This window comes from Moraxella lacunata (genome assembly GCF_002027545.1).
GTDB classification, from domain to species: Bacteria; Pseudomonadota; Gammaproteobacteria; order Pseudomonadales; family Moraxellaceae; genus Moraxella; species Moraxella lacunata.
In genome coordinates this window covers 1-12736 of record NZ_MXAN01000108.1, presented here as the reverse complement: position 1 = coordinate 12736, position 12736 = coordinate 1, and the positions used below count along the sequence as shown (strand labels likewise).

Annotated in this window: 12 protein-coding genes; 8 read left to right on the top strand and 4 right to left on the bottom strand. The window is 44.0% G+C overall.

Annotation, left to right across the window (positions count from 1 at the left end):
- Positions 1 to 26 precede the first annotated feature (26 nt).
- The 7 genes from B5J94_RS12940 (at position 27) to B5J94_RS12910 (ending at position 6489) form a co-directional block, all read left to right on the top strand.
- Positions 27 to 326, top strand: a complete 300-nt coding sequence (locus tag B5J94_RS12940) for a hypothetical protein (RefSeq protein ID WP_079364179.1) — start codon at positions 27 to 29, stop codon at positions 324 to 326.
- Positions 323 to 742: a type II toxin-antitoxin system VapC family toxin gene (locus B5J94_RS12935; protein WP_062500283.1), complete on the top strand. Its 420-nt coding sequence runs from the start codon at positions 323 to 325 to the stop codon at positions 740 to 742. The genes B5J94_RS12940 and B5J94_RS12935 overlap by 4 nt, the downstream gene beginning before the upstream one ends.
- Before the next feature lie 118 nt (positions 743 to 860).
- Complete coding sequence (locus B5J94_RS12930; RefSeq protein WP_062500285.1) at positions 861 to 1772, top strand: D-alanine--D-alanine ligase; 912 nt, start codon at positions 861 to 863, stop codon at positions 1770 to 1772.
- Positions 1773 to 1989: 217 nt separating this feature from the next.
- Entirely contained in the window at positions 1990 to 2745 is a 756-nt protein-coding gene (locus B5J94_RS12925; protein WP_079364181.1) for a cell division protein FtsQ/DivIB, read from the top strand.
- 128 nt (positions 2746 to 2873) lie between these two features.
- Positions 2874 to 4199 (top strand): cell division protein FtsA, encoded by a 1326-nt coding sequence (ftsA, locus tag B5J94_RS12920; RefSeq protein WP_062500287.1) that lies wholly within the window; start codon positions 2874 to 2876, stop codon positions 4197 to 4199.
- Positions 4200 to 4332: 133 nt separating this feature from the next.
- Positions 4333 to 5523 (top strand): cell division protein FtsZ, encoded by a 1191-nt coding sequence (gene ftsZ, locus B5J94_RS12915; RefSeq protein WP_062500289.1) that lies wholly within the window; start codon positions 4333 to 4335, stop codon positions 5521 to 5523.
- Positions 5524 to 5595: 72 nt separating this feature from the next.
- The gene (locus tag B5J94_RS12910) at positions 5596 to 6489 is read left to right on the top strand and encodes a PHP domain-containing protein (RefSeq protein WP_062500291.1); all 894 of its coding nucleotides are present in this window, start codon (positions 5596 to 5598) and stop codon (positions 6487 to 6489) included.
- Here the strand turns inward: B5J94_RS12910 and truD are convergent.
- The 4 genes from truD to B5J94_RS12890 all read right to left on the bottom strand — a co-directional run bounded on the left by truD (position 6486) and on the right by B5J94_RS12890 (position 11474).
- The gene (gene truD / locus B5J94_RS12905) at positions 6486 to 7568 is read right to left on the bottom strand and encodes a tRNA pseudouridine(13) synthase TruD (RefSeq protein WP_079364180.1); all 1083 of its coding nucleotides are present in this window, start codon (positions 7566 to 7568) and stop codon (positions 6486 to 6488) included. The two genes, B5J94_RS12910 and truD, sit on opposite strands and share 4 nt — an antisense overlap.
- 326 nt (positions 7569 to 7894) lie before the next feature.
- Positions 7895 to 8485, bottom strand: coding sequence for a carbonic anhydrase family protein (locus B5J94_RS12900; RefSeq protein ID WP_079364178.1), 591 nt, complete (start codon positions 8483 to 8485; stop codon positions 7895 to 7897).
- A 418-nt stretch (positions 8486 to 8903) separates the two neighbouring features.
- On the bottom strand, positions 8904 to 9464 hold the full coding sequence (locus B5J94_RS12895; protein WP_062501268.1) for a DUF1543 domain-containing protein: 561 nt from the start codon (positions 9462 to 9464) through the stop codon (positions 8904 to 8906).
- 489 nt (positions 9465 to 9953) lie between these two features.
- Entirely contained in the window at positions 9954 to 11474 is a 1521-nt protein-coding gene (locus B5J94_RS12890; RefSeq protein ID WP_062501270.1) for an alanine/glycine:cation symporter family protein, read from the bottom strand.
- Between the two features lie 569 nt (positions 11475 to 12043).
- Between B5J94_RS12890 and B5J94_RS12885 the strand changes: the two genes are divergently transcribed.
- Positions 12044 to 12706, top strand: coding sequence for a LemA family protein (locus B5J94_RS12885; protein WP_062501729.1), 663 nt, complete (start codon positions 12044 to 12046; stop codon positions 12704 to 12706).
- Positions 12707 to 12736: the final 30 nt, after the last annotated feature.

The window sequence follows — 12736 nt, the reverse complement described above, 5'->3', positions numbered from 1 at the left end:
AGGTATTATAATACAAGGGGGTGAATATGCAAACACAGCCTATTACCAGTATCAATCAAGCGGTCAATTATATCCAATCATTGCCAATATCCATGCAACAAGAAATGATTGACTGGATAGCGACTTTTCAACATACAAAAGAGCAAGCCGTCATTCAAAAAAATGAATTATCCGAGTTGCAAAAAAGTTTTTTGGAATATGAAAAATTTCATCAAAAAATGATTGGTGAATTTGATGATGATGAAATGAGCGATGATGATTATGATAAATTTTTGGCAAGTTTAAGAGACAAAAATGATATTGGGCGAGAAGTGAGTTTTGAATGAAACAGTTAATTTTGCCCGATAATAATATTTTGTCTGAAATTACCAAAGTCGATCGCTGTGAAAATGTGGTGCAAAAATACCGTACGCATTTAGATGAGATGATTTTGGCAATTACCGTTTGGCATGAATTGCTATATGGGCTTTATTGTATGCCAGACGGCAAACGCAAAAAAGACGTTGAGTTTTTTATTAAAAAACAAGTCGCACTCATGCCAATGTATGAATATACGCCAAAATGTGCCGACATTCATGCCAAAATCCGTGCCGAATGCCGAGCAAAAGGCAAAACTTTGTCTTTTGCCGACAGTCAAATTGCGTCCATTGCCTTGGCTAATAACGCCATTTTGGTAACTCGCAATGTGGACGATTTTAAGGCGATTGACGGTTTGATGATTGAAAATTGGTTTGATAATTAACCAACAATTAACTTTGTGCAATTTGAGTAAGGTGCGTATTACGCACCCTTAATGGCATATTTTTAAATAATGGTGCGTTGTACGCATCTTACAGTTTGATTTAATTTTGGAAAAACTTATGAACGATGTAACAAAATTTGGTAAAGTTGCCGTGGTTTGCGGTGGGTTTAGTAGCGAGCGTGAAGTGTCGCTAAATAGTGGCATGGCAGTGCTAAATGCCTTATTATCAAAAGGGGTGGATGCCCATCATTTTGACCCTGCTGATACCGACATATCTCATTTGCGTGCCTATGACCGTGTGTTTAATGTGTTGCATGGCACTTTTGGCGAAGATGGCAGTTTACAAGGGGTGCTTGATGGCTTTAATCTGCCTTATACAGGGTGTGGTGTCTTGGCATCTGCCATCGCCATGGATAAATTTCGCTGTCGTTTGCTGTGGCAGTCGCTCGGGCTACCAAATGTGCCTTATGTGGTTTTGCACGATGACAGCGATTTTGCTGCCGTGGAGCGTGAATTTGGTTTACCGCTATTTGTCAAACCTGCTGCCGAAGGGTCTAGCGTGGGTGTGTTTATGGTTGAGCAAGCAGGTGATTTGGCAAAGATTTATCCCAAATTAAAGCAATATCATGGCGAGATTTTGGCAGAAAAAGCAATGATGGGCGGAGAGTATGCCATATCACTGCTTGGTGAACATGTTCTGCCCAGTATCCGTATCATCCCTAAGGGCAAATTTTATGATTATGAAGCCAAATACCTGCGTGATGACACCGTGTATCAATGCCCGTCTGACTTGACGCCTGAGCAAGAGCGTGAAATGGGCGAGCTTGCCAAACGTGCCTTTTCTGCCATGGGTGGGCGTGGCTGGTCTCGGGTGGATTTCTTAAAATCCGATGACGGCAAGCTATATGTCCTAGAAATCAACACCGTCCCTGGTATGACCGACCACAGTCTGGTGCCGATGGCAGCCAAGCAGGCAGGGATTGAATTTGCGGATTTGTGTGTGAAGATTTTGGCACAAACCTTGCAATGATAATCTTGTTAGGCAATACAAACAACAAGATAAATAGTGACTTCATATAAAAACAGCTACCTAGCGATGAATTTTACTTTCAAAGCACATTAAAATAAGGTAAAATACACAAATTTTAGCCTTGCTTGATTAAAATCTGTCAAATGTGCATATGATGAACATAATGGGTTAGGTTTTAGTGTGGATGGGTTTTTTGGTGGGCAGAACCGTGACAGAGATGGCATCAAACCGTATTAATCGTATTGATGATAAGCGTGCAGAACATGATGATAAATACTTGTCAAAATCATGGCAATCTGCTTTTGTGACGCTTGTTTTGCTATTTATCATCGGTTTTTTTACCATGCAGACCATTGGCAAAAGCCCTGCTAAGCCCATTTACATCATGTCATCAAATCTAAACGCCTTTGAGCGTCAGTCGCTGACAGGTGCGGTTTTACCTTTGGGTGATTTTCCTTTTTTTGGGGGTAATTTACATCAGATTCATGATGAATTGATGAAGCTGTCATGGGTGGAGTATGCCAAAGTCAAGCGAGATTGGCACCGTGGTATCGTCGTGGAAGTTGTGCCACGTAAGCCCATTGCTAATTTTGGCAGTCAGGATTTATTAGATGCTAATGGTGTGGTTTTCAAGCCCGCCAATACAAGCGAACTCATGAATGAAGATTTGGTGACTGTGCATGGGTCGGTCGCTCATGTAAATGCCATCATGCACAAAATGCGTTATGTCAATGAGCGTTTTGCTCCCCTTGGTCTGACAGTTAATGATTTGATTTTGACATCTCGTAACACTTGGATTATTCGTTTTCATAACGGTCTTCGGGTGGTTGTGGATGATGAAAATACCGAGCAAAAACTGTATCATTTGGCGGTGGTGTTAAAAGAGCGATTTGCCAACCGCATTCATGAAATGCAGTCGGTGGATTTGCGTTATAAAAATGGGTTTTCCATTGCGTGGCGAAATAAAAAGTAAAGGCTGATTTGGGGCGTATTTAACTTTGTGTTTTTAAGATTTGATTTATTTTTGATAGATTTTTAAGGCAAGTGTTTTGGCAATCTATTTTACTTGTTTTTAGGGCGGGGATTTCCCCAATTTGATATATGATACCCGATTCTGACATTCATGCGGTGATTCATCTTAGTTCCACGGCGGTTTATACCATTGTGGGCTATTTTGACGTGCATCACAAAAAAACTCAGGTCATGGGCTTGGGTATCGCCAAAACGGATGCTTTTTTTGGTGGTCAAATCGTCAATCGGGAGCATTTGCTAAGTGCCATCCACAAATCTGTGCGTGAAGCCATTGACATGGCAGGCGTACAAGTTTCTTATGTGGGTCTGTCCTTTGCTAGCCCTTCCATGAAAGGCGAAAATGGCATTCATGATAAAATCATCACAGGACAACAGCCCACAGGTGGGGGCAAACTTGGGCGTAAGATAACGCATGATGATGTCCGAGATATTTTAAATGAAGCCAAAGCAAGATTGGGTCAAAAAGAGCATAAAGACGTTCAGCTGTGCCAGCAACGTTTTTGGCTCAATGACGACCAAGATGCCAAAGAAGTGGTGGGCATGCTCGCCAGTAAATTGACGGCAAGCTATCATCTCGTCAGCGTGCCTAGCATGTTCTATGCCCAAATCAAGGATTTGCTGACATCTAACAGCTTGGAAGTCCACCCCATGTTCTTTGATGGGATAGCCAGTAGTGAGTATGCGTTAAGTGCTGATGAAAAACAGCGTGGCGTGTGCTTTATTGACATCGGTGCGGCACTGACCAAGGTGTGTTTGTATCAAGAAGGTGTGTTGTTATATAGTCGCTGTCTGCCCGTGGGTGGGCAACTGGTGGACATGGACATCGCCAGCACGCTTGGGCTGACCTTGCTTGAAGCAGAATCTTTAAAGAAACATCACGGCTCAGCGAACGCCACTAAGCAAAGCAAAAGCGATTTTATTACCCTAAAAAAACGCCATCATGACAGTGAACTGACCGTGCATTTGTACAAACTTGCCAGCGTTATTGAAGCACGCTATCTGGCACTGCTACATGAGATTTTTGATGAGCTGACCGACAGGGGACTAGACCAGTTCATGGATATGGGCGTGGTGTTGGCTGGCGGTGGGGCGGACATGAGAGATTTGTCCAGCTTGATAGAAAGGCAGTTTGGCGTGAGCGTGCGTCAAATGGATATTAACACCAAAGTATCAGTACATACACAGATGATGAGTGATGAAAATATTGGTTTATTAAAAACACACCTGTCCGACCCTAAGTTGCACAGCATTTTGGGAGCACTCATGTATTATCAAAGTGAGCAGTATGCTCGTGATGAGCGTGGGCAATTTGGTGAGATGGACGGGCTTGGATTGTTTGGGCGTATCGGAAAAAGATGTCAATCATGGCTTGATAAGTTAAAAGAATTGTTATAAAACTTCCAACCGTTGTCCATTAAAGGCTTATTTCAAGCCAATCACTCACCCTGCTATTTAATATGGGGTGAATTGGTGTTATAATGTCAAAATATTTTCTATGTCACTATGATAAAAGAATTCGGAGAAACAAATGTCTAAATATGGTCTTGACACAGATGATGGTCAAGTAAATTACGGTAAAGCCCGTTTTATCGTGTTTGGTGTGGGCGGTGGTGGCGGTAATGCCGTGGAACATATGGTGCAAGAAGGTATTAATGGCGTGACGTTTGTTGCTGCCAATACTGACCGTACTGCCCTTGATAATCTGACCGTGCCACATAAGATTCAGCTTGGTTCAGAAGGTCTGGGTGCAGGTGGCAACCCCGAAGAAGGTCGCCGTTACGCCGAAGAAGACGAAGACGAAATCCACTCAATGTTAGATGGCTACAACATGGTGTTTATTACCGCAGGCATGGGCGGTGGCACAGGTACAGGTGCTGCTCCTGTGGTGGCTCGCATTGCCAAAGAGATGGGTATTTTGACCGTTGCTGTGGTGACCACGCCCTTTGACTTTGAAGGCAAAAAACGCATGAAGTCTGCCAAAGATGGTGTTAGCCAGCTGACAGAGTTGGTTGATGCCATCATCACCATTCCCAACCAAAAACTGTTAAAGATTTATAAGCAAATCTCTTTTACAGATGCCCTTAAAAAAGCCGATGATGTGCTTCTGCATGCGGTGAGTGGCTTGGTACAAATCGTGGATACGGCGGATAACGTAGTGATTAACACCGATTTTAGAGACGTGCGTACTGCCATGACTGCCAAAGGCTATGCGATGATGGGTATCGGTCGTGCCAGTGGTGATGACCGTGCCAGACAAGCTGCCGAGAAAGCCATTCGCTCGCCACTGCTTGATGACATTCGCCTTGAAAACGCCAAAGGGCTGTTGGTGAACATTACCGCAGCTGAGCTGATGATGAGTGAACCCGAAGAGATTGCCGAAGCGTTGTCATCGATTGCTGACCTAGAAGAAGGCAATATCTTCTATGGCTATGTCCAAGATGAGAGCATGGGCGATGAGATTCATGTCACGGTCATTGCCACAGGCTTGACCTTGGATGACCGTCCAAAAGTGACCATACAACAAGCCCCGATTCAGAACTTACAAACTGCTCCGGCAGGTCATGTCAGTGCTTTAGAGAGTCAGCAACAAGCACAGCAGGCTCAGCCACAGCAAGCTCCCCAGTCGGTGCAAGCACAGGCTCAGCCACAGACCGCCCCACAGGTTAAAACACGTATTGATGTGAATAGCTACCTAAAATCACAACAGCACAATAAGTAATATGCTCTTTGTGTAAACCCTGCCATTGGTGGGGTTTTGTTTTGTTTGACGGTAAAATGAGATAAATAATCTATGATAAAAGTGGACTTACACAGTCACAGCACCTGCTCTGATGGGACATTGACCCCTGCCCATGTAGTCAAATTGGCTCATGAGATGGGCATTGAGATTTTTGCCTTGACCGACCATGACACCACCGCTGGCATTGATGAAGCATGGCAGATGGCGGATGAGCTGGGCATGCGTTTGATTGATGGGGTGGAGATTAGTTGTCATCATCAGATGAATAGTGGCTATGGCAAAAATAAATCCACAACCAAGACCATTCATGTGGTCGCTCTTGATTTTAAGGATAAAGAACGATTAAATCACAAACTTAACCATTTACAAAACTCTCGGGAAACTCGTGGTCATGCCATTGTGGTAAAGATGGTAGGGATATTGACAGATATGGCGGATTTTGCCCATATTGATGAGCAAGCATTATGGCAAGCGGTGTTAGATAAGGCAAACGGCAATGCCAAAGCGGTAGGACGGGCTCATATCGCTTGCGTACTCTTTGAGATGGATGTGGTAAAGACGGTTCAGGAGGCTTTTGATAAATATCTGGCGGACAATAAGCCTGCCTACGTTGCCATTGATAGCCTAAGCATGGCACAGACGATTGCACTCATTCATGAGTGTGGTGGCATCTCGGTATTGGCTCACCCCACTCGTTATCACTTATCCGCCACTCGTGTGCGTAAGCTCATTGCTGACTTTGCCATGCTGGGCGGGCATGCGGTTGAACTACCCAGTCCTAGCGAGCCGACAGCTACCCGAGCGATGATAGACAGATGTGTGGCAGGGCATGGGCTCATGGTGTCGGTGGGGTCGGATTTTCACGGGGCAAACATGCCATGGCGAAAGCTCGGACAAGTCGCCACACCCAGAGCAGAGCAGGTGGGGGTGTGGGAGCGGTTTTAATGATTTTTAGTCAAATTCTCACACAAGGCAAACAGCACGCTGGTGGCAAAACTGCCAGTGGGCAACTCAAAGTTTAGCGTTAGACTGTCATCATGCCATTGCCAATTTAACTCATGAACCCTTAGGCGTAAAGGACGTTGAGCAAGTTTGACCCCGACTTTTAACAGTCCATTTTTGATAAGCTCAAATTCATCTTGTGCCAATACCGCCTGATAAATGCGTAGGCTCTCATCGGTATTTTTTGGCTCGCCCACTCCAAAAAGTGGGGCAGTGGGGTGAATGTCCTGCTCTGTCACTCGTCTGATGATTTCATTGTCAATGTCAGCACAAAAAATAGAACCTGTGCCGTCTAGGTTAAACACATCGCCTGCCACCGCCTTATCCCAACTGCCAAGCCGTACTCGCTCACTAAGTAGGGCATTAAACAGCACACTTCTGGCGGATGACACATATAGGCTGTGCTTGTCCATGTCTTTTTTAAAGGGCTTGTAAGGCTTGGCAGATGAGAGTATTTTTTCAAAAAAGGCTTTGGCTTGATTGATGTTATCGCCATCACGCCCAAAGCGTTGCTCGCCAAAATAGTTGGGTACGCCTGCCTGCCTGATGTGAGTAAGCTGTGCATTGATGGCGGATATCTCGCCTGTCACTTGTCTTAGCGTGATGGTAAAGGCATTTGCCTTGTGCGTGCCACGGTGTAGTTTTTTGTCATGCCAATGATGGACAATGAGTGTCAGACATTCACCCTCTTTTAGATACTCCTTGATGAATTCATCAAAATCTGTTGTGGGCAGACCACGCTTAGGCAGTCTTAGGCTAAACCATTGGTACGTTTGGGCATGACGGTCTTTTAATCCCGAGTAGCCAACATCACGTATGGAAATATTTGCCCAGTTTGCTAGCAGTTTGGCGACAAAAGCGGTATTCATGCCGACTTTACAGACATGCACCCACAAATGTTCGCCTTGACCACTAAAATCAACATCCATCAGCTCTTTGACGATAAAATCAGCAGGATAAGCCTTAAAATCAGCCGAGATGATGGCAGGGGTAAAAGGACGACGTGGGGCGTGATGAGTCATGATGGTGTTCTTTAATAATGATAAATTAAAAACGCCCAAGTAAAAACTCGGGCGTTGGTATTGTAGCATGTTTGGCGAGTATTGCCAATCATTTTGCCAATTGTTATCAGGGCAATCGCACTATATTTAATTTCTAGCAAATAAAATTATGTTTTTGAAGAAATTGGCAATTTTTAGACACAAATTATTTAAAAACTCACCAAACCAATTATATTTTGAATAATTTATTAAAAATATATTTAGATAAAATTAACTATAAATACTAAATTTGCTTGATTTTTAATCAATTTCATGTAAAATTTTGTAGTGCGATTGCCCTGCAGTTGTTATTCTACGATATGAACCGTGCGGTCGCCTTGGGGCTGTACAGGGCGGTTGTTGCCGTTGTAGAGCTTGGCAAGGGTATTTAGCTGTTCGCTGTCAGCAGTGATTGGCTTGGCTTGTAGTAGCCATTGTACTTGCTCTGAGCAAGGTGGGGTGGTGAGTGAGCCGTTATAGGCATAGGTGGGGCTGTTGGTGGGCATGATGGTGGCGATATTAAAGAATGATAATGTGCCTGTGTATTTACCATCTTTGGGTAGGTCGGTTAGGATTTTGCCAAGGTTGATGTTGGTTGCTCCTTTTTCTACCAATACGCCAATCACCGCCAGACCGCCATTGGCATTTTGATGAACAAAGTGAATCTCTAATGGATAAAACGCATTCATCACAGTGTGTTCGCTGGGTACGTGGTAGTGGAATTGTAGTAATTTATAGTCTACGCCATTGACGTTTAGGGTGTTTTTGTCGTCTTTGGCATTAAAAGAGATGGTGTGACCGTTATTGACCACTTCAAAGTCGCTGGCGGTGTAGTTAGGCGCTAAGTTAAAGTTGCCGTCGCCATCAGGGCGTGGCTTAACCACGGTGTCGATGTTGATGGGTGATTGTTCTTAACCTGTTTTACATAGGCGGTTTACTTCGATGTCGCCCCAGTTCTCTGGTGGTACGCTACTGACAGCATAGCCCCAATGTGCGTGGTCGTGATGATGGTGGTCGTGCCCGTGATGGTGGTCATGATGAGCGTGCCCATGAGTGTGGTGGTCGTGCTGTGCGTGTTGGGTGGTGGTACAAGCAGACAGAGCTAAGGCAAGTACGCTGATGGCAAGAGTAGGCTTAACATGATGTGTCCTATGAGATGAAATTAAGGGAATAAACAGTCGTGCATTAAAATGCTAAATGGCATTATAGCCCAAATTTTGCCTGTATGTTCCGTTTAACCCATAAAAAAGACATCTCGTAACTTTATAGCAATAAATAGAGGTAAAAATGTTACTATATATCAATTATTTATAAAAATCATGAATGATAAAACAGCTTTTTTGGCAAATAACCAATCACAATCTCGTCCGCCACATCATCATCGCACGGCTCTATTTGTAGGGCGTATTTGGCTTTAAACTCGTCATTTAACACGTCCGACACCTTGTGAATGTCGTCAATGTCCACGCCATGTTTGTCATCAATGTGCGACACCGCACGCCCACCTGCATCAAATTCTTGATAAAAAGTGCTTTGTTTGGCAAGGCTTATCGCCCCTGCTATGTCATGAGCGACCACCAAAAGTTTGTGATGAAACTCTTCAAATTCGCCTGCCTTATAACCACCCATGTTAATAAAGTACAAGTGTAGCCCATTATCCACAAACGTCTCACGCTCCACCACTCGCACCCGATAGCCACCGACACGGCTCACTGTACGATAAGCGTCAATGTGCCAAATATCCTTGATGTCCGCCCATGCCTTTTCAAAATGGGGAATCAGCTCTGCCACACTCTTGCCAATACCAAAAAAGATGTCGTGCTGTTCTATGAGTCGCCCTTTTGGGGTTGCTCCGAGTTTTATCATATATAGGTGCATATTTTTGCCTTTTTAAATGGATTTATCGCTGGGGCATGTTGAACATTGACAGCATTTTTATAAAATAAGATGAAAGTTTAAAACTTCAAACCCCACTCTTAACTTTATGCAAGTGATTGATTTGTCAAGGGAAAAATTATAATTTACCCCCATAATCCAAAAAATAATTATCAAATAATCAATAAGTTATCATTTTAAGTTGAGCGTGAAGTAGCTTTAATCAATTTTTCATGCAAAAACATCATTTTATTTTTGCAGTATTTCTAAATTTAAATTGTGTTATAAAGGGCAGGCACGCCCTAATAATCAGTAAACACAAAGCAATGACTGATAATGATAATTAAGCGGAAAATGGCATAAAGCAGTTTAAGCATGTTTGTCAATTAGATAGAACACAGTCCAAATTTTATCATAGTTAAGGCTAAGTCTGTAAGATTTGCCATAAAATGACAAAACCGCCCAAGCTGAGCGGTTTTGTTTGTATGGATGTTAGCTGTCTTGTCTGTCATTTTGACGCAGACGCTCTTCCCAGAATGTGGCATTTTTGATACCAAATTTGGCAGGGTCAAAGGTAATACGCTGACCCGATTTACGCTGTGCTTCATAGTCGGCAAGCATTCGCATGGTAACCCGAGACCCCATAAAGAACATAATCAAGATACCGATGATGTTCAGCCATGCAGTCATGCCCACGCCCACATCGCCCCATGCCCAAATAGCACCAGCACTGTTCAACGCACCATAGCCCACCATGATAAGAATGATGATTTTGGCAATCATTAACCCTGTTTTTTGAGCTTGTTTGCCCAAAAATCTTGACAAATACACCACGTTAATCTCAGCAATGTGATAGTATGCCAAAATCGTGGTAAAGGCGAAGAAGAAGATGGCAACAGCAATAAAGTAATTACCAAACGCCCCAAAAGTCGTCTCGAGTGCCATCTGAGTAAAGGCAGGTGTGCCAATCTCAACGCCAGCATCGATATTTTGGACGATGAACTGCCCTGTTTCAAGCGTGCCTTGGACGTTGTAAGTTCCCATGGTCAAAATCATAAAGGCAGTTGCCGTACACACAATAAGCGTATCCACATAAACAGAGAACGCCTGTACAAGACCTTGCTGAGATGGGTGGTCTACTTCGGCAGCCCCCGAGTGGTGTGGGCCTGTACCTTGACCAGCTTCGTTGGAATAAACGCCACGCTTGACACCCCAGCCAATCGCCGCCCCAAAACCTGCCATTGGGTTGAAGATATCGCCCATGATAAGCCCAAAGACCGCAGGGATTTTGTCAAGGTTCATGACCATGATAAGCAGGGCAAGCACAATGTAGCCGACCGCCATAAATGGCACGACAATCTCAGCAAAGCTTGCAATACGCTTGATACCGCCTAGGATAATCACGCCCACCGCCACAACAACAACCGCCATGACAGCGATGCGTAGCGTGCCGACTTCTAGCCCTAAGAAATTAACCAAATTGCCTTCGCCTGTGATGCGAGTTACCGCACTGGCAACGCCATTGGCTTGCACCCCTGGCAAAAACACGCCACAGGAGATAATCATCGCCACGGCAAAGAGTATGGCGTACCATTTTTGTCCCAAGCCTTTTTCAAAATAATAGGCAGGGCCGCCACGGTATTGCCCTGTGATGGGGTCTCGCTCTTTGTAGATTTGTGATAATGTACTCTCAGCGTAAGCGGTGGACGCTCCCAAAAATGCCACCACCCACATCCAAAATACCGCCGAAGGACCACCAAAGCCGATGGCAGCCGCCACCCCTGCAATGTTACCCACGCCCACACGGTTGGCAAGTGCCACCACAAATGCCTGAAAGGACGAAATCCCGTCATCGCTTTTGGTTTTGTTAAATACAAGGCGTACCATCTCGCCAAACAGACGCAACTGCACAAAACGGGTCATGATGGAATAAAATAGCCCTGCCCCAAGACACAGATAAATCAAGGCAGGACTCCAAATAATCCCGTTTAGCCAATTAACAATCTCATTCATAGTCATCGCTCCCTATGCGTTTGCAATCATGACAAATAAAAAGTAAAATAAAATTAACTCTCAGCTTAGCCGATTGATTGATTTGGTAGAACAAACCGCAAGCATTTTGTCTGTCTCGTTGAAAAATCAAAAATTATCAATCAATGAACATTTTAAGCCGAGCTAAGATACGTTAAATAAAAAATTGGTAGTAGTCTAAAAAGTATGCTGAACTAGGTTTTCCGTTCGCCCTGAGCCTGTCGAAGGGTAGGAAAACCGTTAGGTTTCCCAAGCTCACCACGAACGGTTTTCCTTGTAGCATACTTTTTGAACCAGAGCCAAAAAATTTAAGTGTTCACAATTTGCCATACTTTTTTAAAAAAATCTACAATTTTTTAATGTTTTTTACAATTTTTTGGTTTTATTAAGTTTTTTTGTTGCTATTTTTAAGATAAATTTAATATAAAATGACGGCAAAAAACTTTGTAAATTCCAACTATTTAAAGGCAAGCTACATTTTTTTACTTGCATTTGACAGACAAATCTTTATTATAAGCATAACTTTTTATTTTATATTCAAAAGGCAATTTATGAAAAAACTCATCACATCAGCCCTGCTTGCCAGTACTTTGACCCTATCAGGTTGTGGTTATAATAACTTGCAAGCCCTAGACGAAGACACTAACGCCAAATGGTCGGAAGTGGTGAACCAATACCAACGCCGTGCCGACCTTGTGCCAAACCTTGTGGCGGTGGTGGAGCGTTATGCCGAACACGAAAAAGAAGTCTTGACCGAAGTCGCCCAAGCCCGCTCTCGTGTTGGTAGCGTTCAGCTGACCCCTGAGACCCTAAACGACCCCAACGCCATGAAACAATACCAAGAAGCCCAAGCAGGCATGACATCTGCCTTATCACGGCTGATGATGGTCACCGAAAACTACCCACAGCTCAAAGCGGACGGTATGTTCCAAGACCTACAAGCTCAGCTAGAAGGCACCGAAAACCGCATTACGGTCGCTCGTAACAACTATATTCAAAGCGTGCAAGGCTATAACACAACGGTTCGCCAGTTCCCAACCAACCTAACCGCCAAAGTGTTTGGTATGCAGACCAAAGCCAATTTTAGCGTGGAAAATGAGCAAGCCATTAGCACCGCCCCAACGGTCAATTTTGGCAATAATAGCAATAATGCCAATACAGGTTCGGCAACAGCAGGGGCAAATTCAGGTTCGGCAACCGCCACAGCTCAATAACCTTGCGTGTTTTGTAGCAACTGTATTCCA